General features: G+C 40.1%; 16 protein-coding genes. 10 read left to right on the forward strand and 6 right to left on the reverse strand.

What is annotated here, in order from left to right:
* Positions 1–106: 106 nt before the first annotated feature.
* From FBB35_RS16385 to FBB35_RS16395, 3 genes are all read right to left on the reverse strand, one after another.
* Positions 107–982, reverse strand: a complete 876-nt coding sequence (locus FBB35_RS16385; RefSeq protein ID WP_174710537.1) for a bile acid:sodium symporter family protein — start codon at positions 980–982, stop codon at positions 107–109.
* A gap of 196 nt (positions 983–1,178) precedes the next feature.
* Entirely contained in the window at positions 1,179–3,515 is a 2,337-nt protein-coding gene (locus tag FBB35_RS16390) for an arylsulfatase (protein ID WP_174710538.1), read from the reverse strand.
* A gap of 88 nt (positions 3,516–3,603) precedes the next feature.
* On the reverse strand, positions 3,604–4,602 hold the full coding sequence (locus tag FBB35_RS16395) for a formylglycine-generating enzyme family protein (protein ID WP_174710539.1): 999 nt from the start codon (positions 4,600–4,602) through the stop codon (positions 3,604–3,606).
* A 541-nt stretch (positions 4,603–5,143) separates the two neighbouring features.
* Between FBB35_RS16395 and FBB35_RS16400 the strand changes: the two genes are divergently transcribed.
* The 7 genes from FBB35_RS16400 to FBB35_RS16430 all read left to right on the forward strand — a co-directional run bounded on the left by FBB35_RS16400 (position 5,144) and on the right by FBB35_RS16430 (position 11,696).
* On the forward strand, positions 5,144–6,214 hold the full coding sequence (locus tag FBB35_RS16400) for an Mrp/NBP35 family ATP-binding protein (RefSeq protein WP_174710540.1): 1,071 nt from the start codon (positions 5,144–5,146) through the stop codon (positions 6,212–6,214).
* 132 nt (positions 6,215–6,346) lie between these two features.
* On the forward strand, positions 6,347–8,056 hold the full coding sequence (locus FBB35_RS16405) for a fumarate reductase/succinate dehydrogenase flavoprotein subunit (protein ID WP_174710541.1): 1,710 nt from the start codon (positions 6,347–6,349) through the stop codon (positions 8,054–8,056).
* A gap of 233 nt (positions 8,057–8,289) precedes the next feature.
* Positions 8,290–8,925, forward strand: a complete 636-nt coding sequence (locus tag FBB35_RS16410) for an O-methyltransferase (protein WP_174710542.1) — start codon at positions 8,290–8,292, stop codon at positions 8,923–8,925.
* 110 nt (positions 8,926–9,035) lie between these two features.
* Positions 9,036–9,818, forward strand: a complete 783-nt coding sequence (locus FBB35_RS16415; protein ID WP_174710543.1) for a class I SAM-dependent methyltransferase — start codon at positions 9,036–9,038, stop codon at positions 9,816–9,818.
* A 24-nt stretch (positions 9,819–9,842) separates the two neighbouring features.
* A complete protein-coding gene (locus tag FBB35_RS16420; RefSeq protein ID WP_174710544.1) occupies positions 9,843–10,304 on the forward strand; it encodes a GNAT family N-acetyltransferase in 462 nt (153 codons plus the stop codon).
* Positions 10,305–10,492: 188 nt separating this feature from the next.
* Positions 10,493–10,720, forward strand: coding sequence for a ferredoxin family protein (locus tag FBB35_RS16425; RefSeq protein WP_012408944.1), 228 nt, complete (start codon positions 10,493–10,495; stop codon positions 10,718–10,720).
* A gap of 19 nt (positions 10,721–10,739) precedes the next feature.
* Entirely contained in the window at positions 10,740–11,696 is a 957-nt protein-coding gene (locus FBB35_RS16430) for a HEAT repeat domain-containing protein (RefSeq protein WP_174710545.1), read from the forward strand.
* Positions 11,697–11,822: 126 nt separating this feature from the next.
* Here FBB35_RS16430 and FBB35_RS16435 read toward each other — a convergent pair whose 3' ends face one another.
* The 3 genes from FBB35_RS16435 to FBB35_RS16445 form a co-directional block, all read right to left on the reverse strand.
* The gene (locus FBB35_RS16435; protein ID WP_012408942.1) at positions 11,823–12,137 is read right to left on the reverse strand and encodes an RNA-binding protein; all 315 of its coding nucleotides are present in this window, start codon (positions 12,135–12,137) and stop codon (positions 11,823–11,825) included.
* 378 nt (positions 12,138–12,515) lie between these two features.
* Entirely contained in the window at positions 12,516–13,376 is an 861-nt protein-coding gene (locus FBB35_RS16440; RefSeq protein ID WP_174710546.1) for a 3'(2'),5'-bisphosphate nucleotidase CysQ, read from the reverse strand.
* A gap of 27 nt (positions 13,377–13,403) precedes the next feature.
* On the reverse strand, positions 13,404–14,300 hold the full coding sequence (locus FBB35_RS16445; protein WP_174710547.1) for a sugar kinase: 897 nt from the start codon (positions 14,298–14,300) through the stop codon (positions 13,404–13,406).
* A gap of 128 nt (positions 14,301–14,428) precedes the next feature.
* Here FBB35_RS16445 and rsmI point away from each other — a divergent pair, with 128 nt between their 5' ends.
* The 3 genes from rsmI to FBB35_RS16460 all read left to right on the forward strand — a co-directional run bounded on the left by rsmI (position 14,429) and on the right by FBB35_RS16460 (position 16,761).
* A complete protein-coding gene (gene rsmI, locus FBB35_RS16450) occupies positions 14,429–15,289 on the forward strand; it encodes a 16S rRNA (cytidine(1402)-2'-O)-methyltransferase (protein ID WP_174710548.1) in 861 nt (286 codons plus the stop codon).
* Positions 15,290–15,530: 241 nt separating this feature from the next.
* On the forward strand, positions 15,531–15,809 hold the full coding sequence (locus FBB35_RS16455) for a GlsB/YeaQ/YmgE family stress response membrane protein (protein WP_114083839.1): 279 nt from the start codon (positions 15,531–15,533) through the stop codon (positions 15,807–15,809).
* Positions 15,810–15,867: 58 nt separating this feature from the next.
* On the forward strand, positions 15,868–16,761 hold the full coding sequence (locus FBB35_RS16460; RefSeq protein ID WP_174710549.1) for a hypothetical protein: 894 nt from the start codon (positions 15,868–15,870) through the stop codon (positions 16,759–16,761).
* Positions 16,762–17,411 lie beyond the last annotated feature (650 nt).

Below are 17,411 nucleotides of genomic sequence, written 5' to 3' on the forward strand. Positions count from 1 at the left end.
TCCTATACTATTCAAAAATTTAGTGTGAGTAGCTGACTCAAGTTATCATTCTGAAAGTTAGAGCAATGTTGTACTCAACTCGGTCATGGGAGCAGTGGAGGGTTACTCATGAAATTTCTACCGACTCTACTTTTGCACCCTGTCCTTGGTCTACTTCTGTTAACTTTTTCCCCAAAATCAGAACTGAAACCATCATTAATAAACTTGTCACCATAATAGTACTCACCACATTAGGATCGTCAAAATTACTCGTACCTATTAATAAAGCAGCAGCAAAATTACGTTGAGCCGTTCCTACTCCTAAAACTCTTTGAGTATCAATACCAGGACCACCCAGTAAATAACCCACAGTAAAAGAGAAGATAATAAAAATAGCACAAACAAAGATTACACCTGTTTTTAATAAGATGATAATCTCGTTAAAGTGAACTACTAGTCTTACCACTAAACCTAGAAGTAATCCAAAGTTCGATATTTTGAACGTAATTGCTTGAAAATTGAGGGCTATGTCTTCAGATTTTGCCTTAAGAAATAACCCAATTCCTAATGGGGTTAACATCAACAATATTAAAGGTTTGGCAATATCCCAAGAATTGACTTGTACACCTTGCAAAACTAACGGTAGTGCAATCGGCATATAAAATACTGTGCCAAACATTAGTAACATCATTAACCCTGTAGAAAAAGCTAAATTACCCTTAACTATTTGAGCCAGTTTAGGTAAGGCTGGAGGGCCTGATGCTAACGCCATAATGATAAAACCAGCTTTCACTGGTTCAGTTACAGGTACTACTTGCAACAGCAAATAGATAAAAAGGGGTACAATTAAGAAATTTGCCACCAGTGATAAAATAACTAAACGGATATTGCGGAGTGGTTCCCAAATCTGCTGTAAAGTTAACTTCAACCCTGTACCAAACATAGTTGCAACGACAAATGACAGAAATGCGAGTTTGTCAAGTATGGGGATAATCTCATTCATAATTTTTTGCTTTCGCGCGATCATTTTTATTGATCTTGTAATAGTAGATGTAGAGGCAATACTTATCGTTTTTTACATTTTTAACTCAGAATCGGGTAAGGGTTAAAGGTTTTTTCTTTCCCTTTTCCCTTTCCCCTTTTCCTCTTAACCGAGAATTATTGTATAGACGTTACCAGGAACGTCTATACCCCTAAACTTATTTCAGGTTCAGGGTAACTTTCTGTAAATTACCTGTAAAAGCAAACGGTACTTGATAGGTGTCAACTACAGGTGTACCTGTATCTCGACCAACATCAAAGGTTTCATCTAAAGCCACACGATAAGGTATAGTTTTTTCAATTCGACCTTGAGCTACCTGTTGATTGTCAATGAACAATTTCCCAGTTCCTCCTGCACCAACACCACCGTCATAATCAAAATCAAATCCTATTGTTGCTTTCCCTGGGGGTAATTTTTCAGGAGATTGAATAATGTATCGCTCTGCATTTGCAAAATTGTAGGTATAAGTTGGTTTACCATCTTCAAGAAAAAAGCCCCAACCAGCAAAGCGTCCACCTTGAGTTAACAAGACACCCTCAGCACCATTTTCTGGAATCTCTACATCCGCTGTGATGGTGAATGATCTGTTTTTGAGGTTTGGGGCGCTACCTTCGGGAATCGGTACTGCACCAGGATAGTAAATAAATGTGGTGCGTCCTGCGCCTAGAGAGGGGCGAATTTTGACATCAAACCGTTCAGAAACGCGATCGTCTAATGGTAAAACTTTGTGTTTACGGGCTTCTGATAAAAACAACTTTTGCAGTTTTTCCAGTTTCTCTGGATTTTTGTCTGCTAGGTTATTTGCCTCGCTGAAATCTTTCTCAATGTTGTATAGTTCCCAAGGATCTTGCTCGAAATCAGCATTGATTGTCCCCTGCCAAGGCAAGCGCGGGTGACGAGCCGCAGCTATCCATCCGTTATTATAAATAGCTCGGTTTCCAAACATTTCAAAATACTGGGTTTTGCGTTGGGAAGAAGCATCAGGATCGTCAAATGTGTAAACTAGGCTAGTACCTTCAATTTTCTGTTGTTTCACCCCGTTAACTTCAGTAGGTACGGTAATTCCTGTCGCTTCGAGAATTGTGGGTGTAATATCAATGACATGATGGAATTGGCTGCGGAGTCCACCACGATCTTTAATTTGGTTGCCCCAAGCAACAACTAAGGGATTACGAGTCCCACCAAAGTGAGAGGCAATTTGTTTTGTCCATTGAAAGGGTGTAGTTCCTGCCCAAGCCCAGCCTGCATGATAATGATTAAAGGTTTTGGGACTACCTAAGTCATTCAAGGAAGCCAAAAGTTGTTCTTGGCTTTCCGGTATTCTGTTAAAGACTTTCAGTTCATTGACACTACCAGTTAAACCACCTTCGGCACTAGCGCCGTTATCACCAACGATATAGATTACTAAGGTGTTATCTAATTCCCCAAGTTTGTCTATAGCATCAATCAACCGTCCGACTTCATAGTCTGTATGTGCTAAAAATCCTGCAAAGACCTCCATCTCATGGGCATAAATTCTTTGTTCATCTTGAGATAGAGAATCCCAAGCGGGGAATTCTTTGGCACGGGGAGTAAGCTGGGCATTGGCAGGAATTACACCTAGTTGTTTCTGACGGACAAAGATTTCTTCCCGCAATTTATCCCAGCCTCGATCAAATTTGCCTTGATACTTGTCAATCCAGGCTTTAGGGGCGTGGTGGGGGGCATGGGTAGCACCGGTAGCCAGATAGGTGAAGAAAGGTTTCTCAGGAGCAATGGATTGTTGAGAACGAATCCAGGCGATCGCATGGTCTACTAAATCTGGAGTTAAATGGTAATCAGGATTGTTGATTGGTGGTGCAACCCGCTTGGTATTTTCTACCAAAGCCGGGCTCCATTGGTTAGTATCACCACCCAGAAAACCGTAAAAATACTCAAATCCTAAACCTGTCGGCCAGCGATCAAAAGGCCCCACTGCACTGGTTTCATAATCTGGTGTATTGTGCCATTTGCCAAAAGCCGCAGTATTATAACCATTTTGACGTAGCACTTCCGCCACAGTGGCCGCACTCTTGGGTAAAATAGTCGTGTAACCTGGATAACCAGTTGCTAACTCTGCCACTACGCCTGTACCCACAGAATGATGATTGCGCCCAGTTAACAAAGCTGCCCTGGTAGGTGAGCAAAGGGCTGTAGTGTGGAATTGGTTGTAGCGTAATCCTTTTTCCGCTAAACGAGTCAGATTGGGGGTTTCTACAGAACCACCAAAGGTACTTGCCTGCCCAAAACCCACATCATCTAGTAGCACTAATAAGACATTAGGAGCATTTTTAGGAGCGGTGATTGGGGCGGGAAAATCGGGTGTTGACTCTTTGTAAGTTATGCCAATTTCACCTTCAAAAGACGGTGGACGAATAGGGAGAACCTTTGATGTAGCTGCTAGGGCAGGGTTACTAACTATCAACAAGGTGATGACCAGAGATAGAACGATTGCCCGAAAAATTAAACTCAACATATAATAACCTTTTATAGCTATTTTTTTCTCACGCAGAGACGCAGAGGTACTCCAAAGGACTTAAGAATGCAATCTAATGAAAATTGCTTTAAACCAGGTTCTTCACCAAGCGAAACCCGATATGGCTAGTTCCTGTATCGGGGGCTTGAGACTCTCGTGCGGCTGGACGGTAGCGGCTGCAATAGTTTGGCGCACATAGATAAGAGCCGCCTTTGATTACATGAAGAGCAATTTCTGTGGGTTTTTTGGGGTCAAAACTTTTACTTGCTCCTGTGGGGTTAACACTGTGAGCTTTGTTGTCATGTCCTAAACTGAACCAGTCGGAAGTCCATTCCCAAACATTACCAGTCATATCGTAAAGTCCATAACCATTGGCCGAAAAAGAGCCTACTTTTGCCGTTCCTATGTAACCATCAGCTTTGGTATTGAAAAAAGGGAAAATCCCCTGCCAGGTGTTGGCTTTTTTCTCCGAATATTGATTACCCCAGGTATAAGTTGCGCTATCTAAGCCACCACGGGCCGCATATTCCCACTGTGCTTCTGTTGGTAAGGATTTTCCTGCCCATATTGCATAAGCGAGGGCATCCTCGTAAGCAATATGCACAACTGGGTAGTTTTCTTTACCTACAACAGTGCTATAACTGCCGAAGGGATGCTGCCAGTTAGCACCAGGTGTCCAATGCCACCAACTGAGAAATTGGACTTGCTTAACACCTTGTTTTGGCTGATGAAACACCAGAGAACCTGGTAATCTCTGCTCATCTGGTAAGTCGGGAAACTGCTCTTTTGGCAAAGGGCGTTGTGCAACTGTTACATACTTTGTTGCTTTGACAAATTCAGCAAATTGAGTGTTTGTCACCTCGTATTTATCAATGCAGAAGGAGGTAACTGTGACATTTTTCGCTGTTCGCTCTTCCACAAAACCCGAATCATCCGCTCCCATATTGAAAATACCTCCAGGAATGAGTACCATCTCTGGAGGACAGAGATTAACGGTAACTGCTAATGCGGATAAATTGCTCAATAGTAATATGAGTGCAACTAGCTGAATCAGCAGTAGCGTTAAAAAGCAATGTTTTTTTCGCATTTTACGCCGATGAAACTGTTAAACCCAGAATACGTAAAAATCTCTGTCGCAAAGTAAAGTTATAAATTCACTCCTACAAGTTAAATTATTTGGTGTTGCTGATTAGATATATAAATCTTGGTGTAGAAACGTTGCAATGGAACGTCTCTATATAAGGTTTTGAAATCATGCAAAATCATTTTCATACCTGAATTCAGCAACGCCAATTGTTTGACTGGCAAGCTTACCAGCGCCTAAAATACTGTTTATCGATTGATTTACTGTATTATATCAGGAGTATTCCATAGTCTTTACTAAAAAACAAGTATTTCAGCAAATATTTCTTCTCAAAATTTAGAGTCAAAATACCCCATAATTTAATACTTGCCCATAGCTTAGTTCTCTTAGGAGCGCGTTCATTGTCGGGGCGCTCAATCCTATAAGAGGGAGTGTTCCCAATCAGACTTGTCCAAAATTTATGTGCATCACAAAACTAGCACCCAAGGTGTCGAATATTTAATTTGCACGCCAGATTTGATAGATTATCTTTGCGGAGTTCTTCATGTCAAGCCATCAATTACCTTTCCAGCGTTCAGATGAAGAAGTACAAGCTTCTTCTGGCGACTCCCTCACCATCGCCCGGAAACAAGAAGTTGTGCAACTTCTGAAGCAAATTAGCGATCGCATCCTAAAAAATGACATTATTAGTCTGGGGATGGTGCGAAATCTGCGGATAGTTGATGATTATATATATTTGCGTTTGTATATTGGTTCCCATCAACATCAATTAGAAACCGAGATTCAAACTGTATTATCATCCCTAACTTGGAGCAAAAAAACTTACATTCAACTCTGCACCATTCCAGGAGTAAGAACAACTCTAGCAGTTTCCAGTGGTAAGGGGGGTGTGGGCAAGTCTACCACTGCGGTTAATTTAGCAGCAGCTTTACAATTAGCTGGGGCAAAAGTCGGTCTGTTGGATGCTGATGTTTACGGCCCCAATGTTCCCCAAATGTTGGGACTGGGTAAATCTGAAGTGAAAGTTATTGATACTCCCAAAGGTCAAAGGTTTGTGCCATTAGAAGTCCACGGTATTAAAGTGATGTCTGTGGGACTGTTGGCTGAAGCAGACCATCCTTTAGCTTGGCGCGGCCCAGTTTTACATAAAATCATCACCCAGTTTATCCATGAAGTCGAGTGGGGAGAACTGGATTATTTATTAATTGACCTTCCTCCTGGTACTGGTGATGCTCAAATTACTATCGTGCAAGAAAGCCCGATTTGCGGGGTAATATTGGTAACAACTCCGCAAAATGTGGCAATTTCGGATGTCCGCCGCAGCGTTTATATGTTTCGTCAAGTTGGGGTTCCTGTTATCGGTATTATCGAAAATATGAGCTATTTCATGGGGAATGGTGGCGAAAAAATTCCGATTTTCGGTAGTGGTGGCGGTCAAAAGTTAGTAGAAGAACTCAAAGCACCCCTTTTAGGGCAGATTCCCATTGATCCCCTCATCTGTAACGGTGGCGATATCGGAAAACCCCTAACACTGGTTGACCCTAACTCCAAAGCTAGTCAAGTATTTGTACAAGTTGCTGGGGCGTTAGATGCTACTTTTTCTGGTTCTATGTGAATATTTTATCAAAAAAGTACGGTAAATTGCTCGTTTTAGCGTAGTATGGAATGTGCTTATAGTTCTGAAGGTCAAAGACATCGTTTGGAACGGTAATAAATCCTTAAAGTTTCTCCCCACTTCTAAAAGCTTATGGACATCAATACCCAACGGATAAAAACTGATGTACTTGTCATTGGTGGCGGTACAGCCGGGACAATGGCAGGTATCAAAGCCAAACAAGCAAATCCTGATGCAGAGGTGCTGATCTTAGAAAAGGCTAACATCCGACGGAGTGGTGCGATCGCAATGGGTATGGATGGGGTAAACACCGCAGTCATTCCTGGACATTCTACCCCAGAACAATACGTGCGCGAAATCACCTTAGCTAACGACGGTATTCTCAACCAAAAAGCCGTATATCAAACAGGCAAATTAGGTTATGAAGTCATTCAAGAATTAGAAAGTTGGGGTGTGAAATTTCAAAAAGATGTCCAAGGTAACTATGATTTAAAACAAGTGCATCGCGTCGGTAAATATGTCTTACCCATGCCAGAAGGTAAAGACTTAAAAACCATTCTCACCCGCCAAGTCAAACGCCACAAAGTCAAAGTGACAAATCGTGTCATGGCAACAAGAGTGTTAGTTAAAGAAGGTCATGCTATTGGTGCAGTAGGATTTGATGTCAGAAACGGCGATTATATTGTCATTCAAGCCAAAGCAGTGATCTTGTGTACAGGTGCTTGCGGCAGATTAGGATTACCTGCTTCTGGCTATCTCTACGGCACTTACGAAAATCCTACCAATGCCGGAGATGGCTATTCAATGGCTTATCATGCAGGTGCAGAACTTAGTAATATTGAATGCTTTCAAGTTAATCCTTTAATCAAAGATTACAACGGCCCCGCCTGTGCTTATGTAGCCGGGCCTTTTGGCGCGCATACAGCCAACGCCGAAGGAAATCGCTTCATTAGTTGCGACTATTGGAGTGGTCAAATGATGTTGGAAATCTGGAAAGAATTAAACTCTGGTAAGGGGCCAGTCCAACTAAAAATGACCCACCTTGATGAAGATACCATTGCTGAAATTGAATCAATACTTTGGGCAAATGAACGACCGAGTAGAGAACGCTTTCATCAAGGCAGAAATGAAGATTACCGCACTCACGGCGTAGAGATGCACATTTCGGAAATCGGCTTATGTAGTGGTCATAGTGCCTCTGGCGTGTGGGTGAATGAAAACGCTCAAACAACCGTCCCTGGTTTATATACAGCAGGAGACATGGCCAGCGTTCCCCATAATTACATGATTGGCGCATTTGTTTTCGGTCGCATAGCTGGAACTCATGCCATTGAATATATTCAAGATTTAGATTTTATTGAACCGGATGTAGATTTTTTAGAAGCTGAAAAAGCCAGAATTTATGCACCTTTAACTCGTCCAAATGGTGTACCTCACACCCAGGTAGAATATAAATTAAGACGCTTAGTTAATGATTATCTACAACCGCCAAAATCAGGTAATAAAATCGAGATTGGTTTAAAACATTTTGTGCAATATCAAGAAACATTAGATTTAATGGGCGCTCGTGACCCTCATGAATTGATGCGTAGTCTAGAAGTTCATTTTATTCGGGACTGTGCAGAAATGGCAGCTAGAGCATCATTATATCGTCAAGAGACTCGTTGGGGTCTTTATCATTACCGCTTAGATTATCCCAAAAAGAATGATGATGAATGGTTTTGCCATGTCAATTTAAAGAAAGATGAATTAGGGCAAATGATATTGTTTAAACGTCCTGTAGATCCTTACATTGTGGAAGTAGATACAGTCAAAGAATCGTATAGTGTTGCAGCTAAGTAAGAGAATATTTTCAAATTTTTAGGCAAAATCAAGAGTGTATTGTCGCGTAGCGCAACGCACAATCAGCAATTCAATGACTTTTATAAAATGCTTGAACTAATTAACCAAACTTGTGATTTATATTCAGAATTTATTGGCATGGCCGCGGGATATCAGAAATTATTTCCCTTAATAATAGTAAATCAGCTCTTAAATTTGCGGGATTTTTTAGATTAAATAGTTAGCTACCTACGATGTCATATCCATACAATATAGAACTGCCAACACTCGTAATTCGCTCTCATGAGCAAGCCGAGCATCTTGGTTTCCCCATGATGCCGCAAGGTCGTCCCATCGGAAAATCTGCACCTACAACGACAATTACGCCAGCCGATGGTGCGCTACTTCGCGCTCTTGTTGCTGGCTATCCCGCAGGAAGAATATGCGAGATTGGTACTGGTGCAGGTGTCAGTACGGCTTGGCTCATCAGTGGTATGTTGCCGAATAGCTCTCTTTTATCCTGCGAAATAAATCCAGAACTAGCTAGTGCTGCTATATCTTTTTTCAAAGAATTTCAGTTTGTTGAGATTCGAGCAGGAGATTGGTCGCAAGTACTGAGTGCAGAAGCACCGTTCGATCTGCTTTTTTTCGATGTAAATGCTAGAGAAGTGCTGATAGATGCCGATAATTGGCCACAGGTAGCATCTCTGGTTCGTATTGGAGGCAAAATCATTATGGATGACCTTACTCCAGTAGAACTTTGGCCGCCAGAGTGGAAAGATAATATAGATTACAAACGAGAGTTTTGCCTCTGTAATCCTCAAATTGCTGGTGTCGAGGTCAGAACAACAAAGAATACTGTGTCTTTAATTTGTACCAGAATATACTAAATTCTAACAATACTCATTTAGTGCGTAGGCGTAGCCCGTCGTAGACATCGCCTGCTTACAACGACTTGAAATAATCCCCAACTACCGTAAATATTAGTTTATAAAAAAAAATGTCTATTTATAATTCAATTGGTCAACAATATTCTAAAACTCGCGTTCCTGATATCCGTATTGTCAATAAATTAATTGATTTACTCAATTTACCCAAAGGTAGCATTATGGCTGATATTGGCGCTGGTACTGGTGGTTACAGTTTAGCACTAGCTAATAAAGGATTTCTTGTTAATGCTGTTGAACCTTCTGTAGTTATGCAAAAACAAGCGGTAGACCATATGCAAATTAAGTGGTTTACTGGCTATGCAGAAAACTTACCTCTACCAGATCAGTCTGTTGATGGCGTTATAAGTATTCTGGCAATTCATCACTTTTCTCATCTCGAAAAAGCTTTTCAGGAAATGCACAGAATAATTAAGAATGGGGCAATAGTTTTGCTAACTTTTGATATTAGATTAGCTCAGAAGATATGGCTTTATGACTATTTTCCATTTTTGTGGGAAGATGCGTTACGATTTTTACCACTTAACGAACAGATTAATTTAATTCAGAGTAATACTAAAAGGCGTGTTGAAGCCATACCCCTTTTATTACCATACGATTTATCTGATTTATTCGCAGCAGCAGGCTGGAGACGACCAGAGTTATATCTTCAACCAGAAGTACGTGCAGGTATATCGTCTTTTGCTTTAGCTAATCAAAATTTAATTGAGCAAGGAGTAAAGTTACTTGCAGCAGATTTAAGTAGTGGAGAATGGAGCAAAAAATATGATGATATTCACAATTTGACAGAGATTGATATAGGCTATCGTTTTATCCGTGCAACCCTGGATAACTAAATAATTGTAATTTAAAATTAAATTATGACAAACAAAGTTAGTGTAGGTGAGAAAATTAAAATTAGACAAGTTGAGATTAAAGATGTAGAGAGAATTGCTAGTCTTTGCGAACAACTTGAATATTCTGTAACAAATCAACAAATAGAGCTGCGCCTTACTAAAATTAAAAATAACGATACTCATATTGTATATGTTGCCACTTTAGAAGATGAATATGTAATTGGTTGGGCGCACGCTCATATTTGTAACTCTATAGTTATTTCAACTCCAGCGATTATTTTGGGATTAGTTGTAGATGAAGATTATCGTCATAGTGGAATTGGAAGTTTTTTGATGCAGCAAATTGAACAGTGGGCTTCTCTGGCTGGATGTGATAGTGTTCTGTTACGTTCTAATATTAAACGCCAAGAAGCTCACTTATTTTATGAGAAAATTGGTTATACCAATATCAAGCAATCATTAACTTTTCATAAAAAATTGCTTTAGTGACAAATATACAGTTAATTAATACATTTACCACTCACCGTATGCTTGCTGATCGTCTACGATTTAAACATTTGAATGAACTACATCGTATATATCTAAACAATCTACAATCGTGAGATAATTCATGCAAGATTACCCCATTTATTTTACCTTTTAGCAGCTTCAGTACAAAATCATGGAGTTATTTTATGGCTTTAATTAATCAAAGAATAGATGTTCCTGTCATCGTTGATGAATCAAAATGTTTAGAAAAATGCACAGCCTGTATTGAGGTTTGTCCCTTGGATGTGTTGGCAAAAAATCCAGAAACAGGCAAAGCCTACATGAAATATGATGAGTGTTGGTTTTGTCTACCTTGTGAAAAAGAATGTCCAACCAATGCAATTACAGTACAAATTCCCTTTTTGCTACGTTAATTATCTGTGGTAAAAATTAATGAATGATGACCTCAAATATTGGCTAGAAATGCTGCGATCGCCTGATATAAATGCTCGTATAGTAGCTGTAAAAACCTTGCAGCATTTAGGCGATGAAGAAACAATAGATGCTTTATTCATCGCTTTGAAAGATGAACATATTACTGTTCAAAAAATAGCGATATCTGCCCTTTGGGAAATTGCTAATCCTGTAGCAATACCTGCTTTAATTGAATGTCTTAGTTCATCGGATACAGATATTCGCACTGAAGCGGCATCAGCATTAAGTGAGTTAATAACACAAGATGAATTGTTACTTTTACTAGATAAACTTCAAAGTAATGATGTAAATCTCCAATTAAATATTTTAGTGCTTTTGCGGAAGATACATGATATTCAATGTTTACCCTACGTTTTGCCATTTCTAGAATCAAAAAATACTGAGTTAAGAGAAACAGCTGTTAGTACACTACGATACATCAATCAACTAGAAAAATGTCCCCAAGCTTTAAATCTAATTTTTGATAGAGAAGCAAGTGTACGTCGTGCTGCTGCTTTAACTTTAGAACATTTACAAGATGCAGAAGTGATTACAATACTTTGTCAAGCACTCACAAATGATAATGACTGGCAAGTTCGTCGGAATGCAGCTAAATCTCTGGCTATTCATGAAAATCATCAAGCAATTTCAGCATTAGAAATAGCTTTAAATGATGAACATTGGCAAGTGCGGAAATCAGCAGCACAAGCTTTGCAAAAAATCCCACATATTCAAGTTATGCCGAGATTAATTCAAGCATTAACAGATGAATATGCAGATGTTCGCAAAGAAGCAGTAATTGCACTTGGTAATTTAGCTCATCCTGATGCTATTAATCCCTTACAACAAGCGTTGGATGATCCCGATAGAGAAGTTTCCATCCAAGCACGACGCGCAATTCAAAAGGTTCAAGTAGATAAAAACTCTCTTCCATAGTACCATTTTTTGTGAAGCTGCAATAGATGAATGGTTTAAGGTTAGATATAAAAAATATTCCAGCAGAGGGCAGCCTTTGGCTTTATCTGCTGGAGACTCTAAATGTAAAACTTTTAGGAATCGACTTTAGTAACGATTGTTATTGTTGCGGCGGGCATTACCACCACCCCAGCTACCACGAGGAGAACTGCTTCTATCCTCACGAGGTTTAGCTTTGTTCACTTTCAAGTCACGTCCCATCCATTCAGCACCATCAAGTGCATCAATGGCAGCTTGTTCTTGTGTGTCTGATTCCATTTCCACAAAAGCGAACCCACGAGGCCGGCCTGTTTCCCGATCTGTGGGTAGTTGAACACGACTTACTGTTCCGTATTCTGCAAAAGCCTGCTTTAAGTCCTCTTCTGTAACCTGATATGACAGGTTCCCGACGTAAATTGACATAGAAGTCTCCGAATTCAGGGAGTGTAGAGAGTTAAATTCGGAGAGACGGTTTTTAGAAATCAAAACTAGTTACTCAACCGAAAATAATCTTTATGTCCATGAGTTTAGCACAGCCTTCAGCCTTTGAATATCGTCTAATAGTGAATTTTATTCACAAATCAAACCCTTAAAGCAGGTTTGCAGACTTCTCCATTGGCTGGCTTTTGTTACTTGTACTATAGAAGTTACACTTTTAATCTGCGATCGCGCAGGTATTTAGTGTTTTGAAAATTAAGCTGTGGACTTAGAGGTAAAGATTATTATCGGTGGTGGGTGCAATCATAACATGACTAGCTGTTTTAAAAGCAAATTAAAAAATATTCATCCTCAAATGTCCCATTAGCTATGGTCGAACTGCGCTAGAATCTTTTCTGCTTGCTGGCACAGTGCTTCGTGATATTCACCATTACTCGCCAGCAAACCTCCCCATTGATTGATATCACCAGTGTTATACTGCAACGGAGCGCCGTTAAAGTGGGTAAACTTACCACCTGCTTCTGTTAAAATCAATTCTGGTGCTGCCATATCCCAATCTTTGGGCGCAGACTTACCAGAAAGGGAAATGTAGATATCTGCTTGTTGCTCGACAATAGTGGCGATTTTGCAGCCGACACTACCTACAGATTTCTGATTTTGACAGGGTAAATTTTTTAGCAAGTAATCTAAGCGCTGGTTGCGGTGAGAACGACTAACCACTAAGGTTAAATCCTCAATTGGTTTACCTGACAACACTTGTAAAGGAACAGAGCCATCACTGGTTTCTACAAATGTCCCCCCACCTTTGGTAGCATAATATAATTTTTCTGCCTCTGGTACTGCCACTACTGCTAAAACCGGGCGTGTTTCCTTGACTAAAGCAATGTGAACTGCATAGTCCCCAGTTTTTTCAATAAAGTCTCGTGTGCCATCCAAAGGATCAATTATCCATACCCAAGGGACAAAAGGGTGTGCGCCTGTAGTTGGCGATTGATAAGTTTCTTCGCTGACGTAAGCAAAATCTTCATTACCCAAAGCTGTTTGTAGCTTCTGCAAGATATATTGACTCACAGCTACATCGGCAACGGTAACAGGCTCATTTTGTTTGTATTGCACATCTAAGTTAGGGTCTTTTGCGGTACTGTGGTAATATGATCGCAGTATATCTGCTGCACCCCAACCTATCTCACGAGCGATCGCTAATATTTCTTGTAAGTCTTTCATTAAATTAGCCTTGATTAAACTGATTACTCAGCACTTTAAATCTATCCAGCGCCGAGTGCCAAAAAATTTACAAGAATCAGCAGCAATATTAGCTGCCAGCGCCAGCGCATCAGTAAAACTTTCCCTTAAAATGTAATCACAAAAAGCACCGTGGAAAATATCTCCAGCCCCTAATGTATCAACCGCGTGTATTTGCGGCACATCTACGATACCAGATGCAGTGCAACTCAAGTATTCAATTGGTTTTTGTCCGTGGGTAATGGCAATGTAAGGAATGTCAAAGCCGGCCAGATAGGCAAAAACGTCTTCTTCAGTCTGACAGTTGGGGGGATAAAAATTAGCTGAACAGATGGCATAATCTACAAACGGCAAAATTTGCTCAAATCCAGGCTTCCAACTGCCACCATCGATTACTACTGGAATATTTTTGGCTTTAGCTGCTTGGGCTATGAAATAACTTACAGCCATCTGATGCCCATCAATCAGTACTATGTTGACATTTTGCAAAATATCTGAAGGGATAGATGCGCTACTGGCTTGAGTTTTGACAGCATTGATGGAAACCACGGCTCTTTCACCTGTGGCTTGGGTGACAATGATTGAGGAGACAGGCGGTGCTAAATCAGTGGTAGGCTCAAGGTCTGCGATCGCAACTTTGTAATTTGCCAAATCGCCTCGAATTAGCTGTGTCATTGGGTGAGAACCCACTACACCTAAGACTGTAGCTTGATTACCTAAATGCCTAAAAGTTACAGCTGCGTTTGTTGCTGGGCCACCTGCCGCTACAGTATAGTCAGTAGCGACAATCTTCTGGTTATTTTTGGGGGCAGATTCAGCAAGGTAAATCAAATCTAAAGTTACTAAACCGACAAATAAACCACGATCCGATTTTGGATTTTGAATTTTGGACGATCCATTTGTCATATATGTTTGTATAGCTGCATAAATTATTATTTTTAACTCTTGTACAGACGCGATTCATCAAGTCTCTCTTGTCTCTCCTGCACAGACGCGATTCATCGCGTCTCTACAAAAACTCCTAACTCTCTCTCATGCAAACCGATCCAAAACCAAGAACACTTTACGTTGTCGGTACACCCATTGGCAACCTGGAAGATATAACCTTTCGGGCGGTGCGAATTTTGCAGACTGTGGATATCATTGCTGCCGAAGACACCCGTCACACAGGGAAATTATTACAGCATTTTCAAGTTAAAACTCCCCAGGTGAGTTACCACGAACACAATCGTACCAGTCGCATCCCGGAATTATTAGAGCATTTAGTTAACAATAAAGCGATCGCACTTGTGAGTGATGCTGGAATGCCAGGAATTTCCGATCCTGGATATGAACTGGTGAAAGCCTGCATTGAAGCGGGGATTTCAGTAGTTCCCATTCCTGGCGCTAGTGCAGCAATTACCGCTTTGAGTGCATCTGGATTACCAACGGATCGGTTTGTCTTTGAAGGCTTTCTCCCGGCGAAAACTCAACAGAGACAAGAATATTTAGAATCTCTGCAAACAGAATCTCGTACATTGATTTTCTACGAATCGCCTCACCGCTTGCGAGATACTTTACAAGACTTAGCAAAAGTTTGGGGAAGCGATCGCCAAATTGTACTAGGGCGGGAGTTAACAAAATTGTATGAGGAATTTTGGCGGGGGACAATTGCCGAAGCGATCGCTCACTATAGCCAACGAGAACCCCAGGGTGAATATACATTAGTAGTGGCAGGAATTCCAGCCAGTCAGCCCCAACTGACAGAAGAGGAATTGAAAGCCGAATTGAAAATGTTAATTAGTCAGGGAATATCGCGATCGCAAGCTAGCCGTCAGTTAGCAAAATTTACCTCCCTTCCCCGTCGCCAACTTTATCAACTAGCTCTTTCTTTGGTTGTTACTCCTGAGTCTTGAACCACTAATAAAAATACTACTAGAGCTTACGCAAAACTATACCCTGTAGTAGCAATTTATCTAGATACAGAAAGGCTTTCCGTAGGGTATTTCCCCTACCGGAGAATCAGTGAATATTCAAATGATATCTAAAGATTTTTGATTTTAGTTCTCTAGATAGATCGGTAATTTTAGAGGCAAACTTTAATATGAAATAGTCGAAAGGAAATGACAAAGCACATTCTCACAAAGGAAAGATTCAATGACTAACATTATTGCTTGGCTGGTTTTGGGTTTAATTGCAGGCGCGTTAGCTAAGTTATTTTATCCAGGAACCCAAGGTGGCGGTATTCTCTCCACGATTATATTAGGAATACTTGGAGCGGTAGTCGGTGGTTATTTGGGTCAAGTTTTACTAGGGAGTAGTTCAGCCGCCGCCGCATCTGTAGGAGCTTTATCTTTGGGAAGCATTTTATTTGCTGTTTTAGGTGCTATGCTACTGATTTTCCTGTGGGGTTTACTGACTCGCCGAGCTGTATAATTACCTTCAATTAGCTAATAATATTGGGAATCACTTCTAACTGCAATAAACCGATAAAATGACATTAGAAAAAGAGCGAAGAACTATAGTAGTTTTCGCTAAATGTTCCGACGCACAATTGGCACTTCAGGAACTAAAAGCTTCTAATTTTCCAATGCACAAAGTTTCTGTAATTGCAAGAAATGCAGAAGAACAAAGTGATATTGCTGGTGTTGAAGTTAAAGATAGCACTAGCAATACATCCTCAGAAGGCACCGATATAGCATTGACTGGTAGTGCTTTAGGCGATTTAAATGACTTGTTAGCCGGTCTAGTCTTCCGGGTAATCCCTGGTGTAGGCCAAGTTATGGTAGCCGGCGCACAAGCAATAGCGATCGCTAGCAATCTAGCAAGTTGTTTACCGGATGTATTGGTAAGTTTAGGAATTCCTAAAGAGCAAGCAGAGGGTTACAGCGATCTAGTCTGTAAAGGTTATCATTTGGTGATGATAACCGGCATAGACATAGAAATTCGTCTAGCTAAGAGGATTTTTAATCGCCGCGATCTTCAACATTGGGGTGTTTATGAGTCATACTCCACCCCAAATAGTCGTTATAAGCACGCTATTGGTATTTTTTCTAGGCACCATAATCTAGAAAGAGCGCTTACTGAACTGAGAACTGCTGGTTTTCCGATGAGTCAAGTATCAATAATTGCTAAAGTTACCAGCAACATAAGTGATATTTCTGACGTAAATATCAGCAGTTCTCAAGATATCTACCCCACTTTAGGAATTCCTGACGATCTCGCTAGATATTATCAGCATCAGGTAGCAGGTGGACACTATCTAATAGTAATAAAAGGCACTGATATCTACATAGCAGGTGCAAGAGCGATTTTAGAAAGTAACAATATCAAAGATTTTAGTATACATAGCCAATCTGAACTCGATCTGGCTAAAAGCGATCGCTAGAGTATTACCAACTTCTAGTTAATTTCAATAACGTGAAATTTATAGGGAAAGTATATTTTTTATATAGATGAAATGCTTTACGCAAGTAGATACTGTTTTTTGAAAGCCTAATTTTATAGCATAATATTGCTTATGATAACTCAAGTTAAGGTTGTTGCCTATAGTAGTGTACAATAGTAATAGTGTTTGATCCATCCGCAAAAACTACTATATTTAACGTTTATATAAAACGAAGTTCACTTACTCTATCCTATCTGGTTAATTGTATTATTCAAGATTTTTATCTATTCCTCAAGTGGCTGAACTTTAACTAGAGAATATTAAAGTTTGGTGAAATTATTTAATTTTCTCCAAGGTTTTTTTGATAAAAAGGTGATGTCAAATTAAATCTAAGCGACAACAAGAGGTTAGCCTTAGAGTAAAATAATATCTGTTTCAAATGGTAAAATAGTCGTCTCATAACCAATTCCACCCATTTTCGGTTCTGAGCCCCTTTCCATTGCTACAAGATACGACCAGTTTCCAGAGTTAGGATGACATTCTCTTATGGTTCTCAATTTACCAACCAATAAATTCCACCTTTTGCCCTTTGCAGAATTTGAGTCTTGCTATGTCAATTACTGCAATCATAAAAATCACCCTGTTTTTGT

This window comes from Nostoc sp. TCL240-02, assembly GCF_013343235.1.
Lineage (GTDB): Bacteria > Cyanobacteriota > Cyanobacteriia > Cyanobacteriales > Nostocaceae > Nostoc.

What these genes read in the sequence shown, in the direction of transcription:
- FBB35_RS16385 (WP_174710537.1), bottom strand. Translation starts at nt 982, where the DNA reads ATGAATGAGATTATCCCCATACTTGACAAACTCGCATTTCTGTCATTT.
- FBB35_RS16390 (WP_174710538.1), bottom strand. Translation starts at nt 3,515, where the DNA reads ATGTTGAGTTTAATTTTTCGGGCAATCGTTCTATCTCTGGTCATCACC.
- FBB35_RS16395 (WP_174710539.1), bottom strand. Translation starts at nt 4,602, where the DNA reads ATGCGAAAAAAACATTGCTTTTTAACGCTACTGCTGATTCAGCTAGTT.
- FBB35_RS16400 (WP_174710540.1), top strand. Translation starts at nt 5,144, where the DNA reads ATGTCAAGCCATCAATTACCTTTCCAGCGTTCAGATGAAGAAGTACAA.
- FBB35_RS16405 (WP_174710541.1), top strand. Translation starts at nt 6,347, where the DNA reads ATGGACATCAATACCCAACGGATAAAAACTGATGTACTTGTCATTGGT.
- FBB35_RS16410 (WP_174710542.1), top strand. Translation starts at nt 8,290, where the DNA reads ATGTCATATCCATACAATATAGAACTGCCAACACTCGTAATTCGCTCT.
- FBB35_RS16415 (WP_174710543.1), top strand. Translation starts at nt 9,036, where the DNA reads ATGTCTATTTATAATTCAATTGGTCAACAATATTCTAAAACTCGCGTT.
- FBB35_RS16420 (WP_174710544.1), top strand. Translation starts at nt 9,843, where the DNA reads ATGACAAACAAAGTTAGTGTAGGTGAGAAAATTAAAATTAGACAAGTT.
- FBB35_RS16425 (WP_012408944.1), top strand. Translation starts at nt 10,493, where the DNA reads ATGGCTTTAATTAATCAAAGAATAGATGTTCCTGTCATCGTTGATGAA.
- FBB35_RS16430 (WP_174710545.1), top strand. Translation starts at nt 10,740, where the DNA reads ATGAATGATGACCTCAAATATTGGCTAGAAATGCTGCGATCGCCTGAT.
- FBB35_RS16435 (WP_012408942.1), bottom strand. Translation starts at nt 12,137, where the DNA reads ATGTCAATTTACGTCGGGAACCTGTCATATCAGGTTACAGAAGAGGAC.
- FBB35_RS16440 (WP_174710546.1), bottom strand. Translation starts at nt 13,376, where the DNA reads ATGAAAGACTTACAAGAAATATTAGCGATCGCTCGTGAGATAGGTTGG.
- FBB35_RS16445 (WP_174710547.1), bottom strand. Translation starts at nt 14,300, where the DNA reads ATGACAAATGGATCGTCCAAAATTCAAAATCCAAAATCGGATCGTGGT.
- rsmI (WP_174710548.1), top strand. Translation starts at nt 14,429, where the DNA reads ATGCAAACCGATCCAAAACCAAGAACACTTTACGTTGTCGGTACACCC.
- FBB35_RS16455 (WP_114083839.1), top strand. Translation starts at nt 15,531, where the DNA reads ATGACTAACATTATTGCTTGGCTGGTTTTGGGTTTAATTGCAGGCGCG.
- FBB35_RS16460 (WP_174710549.1), top strand. Translation starts at nt 15,868, where the DNA reads ATGACATTAGAAAAAGAGCGAAGAACTATAGTAGTTTTCGCTAAATGT.